Source organism: Embleya sp. NPDC059237 (genome assembly GCF_042754105.1).
Lineage (GTDB): Bacteria > Actinomycetota > Actinomycetes > Streptomycetales > Streptomycetaceae > Embleya.
In genome coordinates this window covers 138,555-139,178 of sequence record NZ_JBHZAE010000010.1, presented here as the reverse complement: position 1 = coordinate 139,178, position 624 = coordinate 138,555, and positions in this window count along the sequence as shown.

The window sequence follows — 624 nt, the reverse complement described above, 5'->3', positions numbered from 1 at the left end:
GCCTTGCCCAACCTGCCGCTCCGCACCTGCGTGTCCCGGACCTGCGCATCCTTGGTCTGTGCGTCCCTGACCTGCGTGTCCCTGGGCTGCCCGCCCGTGGGCTGCGTGTCCCGCTTCTTGCGCCCTGGCGCCCGGCTTGGCCTGCCCGGCTCGACCTGCGCGCCCCTGGCCCATGGAGCGCCCGCCTGCCCGCCGGCCGCTCGCCCTGACGCAGGCCAACCTCGTCGCCGACTCGCCCTGACGAGGCCACTCCGGTTGCGCGCTTGTGTCAGCACCAACTCCCTCCCGCCGGTTGCCTCTTGATTGCCTTGCATCGGGCGTACTGATGGGGCCTCGCTGTCCCAGGTGGCGCGACGGATCACACCGCTGCCTGCCGTTCGCCGAGCGCTACCCGCTACGTCGAGGACCCGCTGACCGTGCCGTCAGGCGCCATGCCGCGCCGACCGCGATGCTCCACGCCATGCCACGCCGTGCCGTCGGCATTCGGCCCACCGCATCCGCTTGTCGGGTCCGCCCCGACCCGGCTGAGCATCGGGCGTACTGATGGGGCCTCGCTGTCCCAGGTGGCGCGACGGATCACACCGCTGCCTGCCGTTCGCCGAGCGCTACCCGCTACGTCGAGGC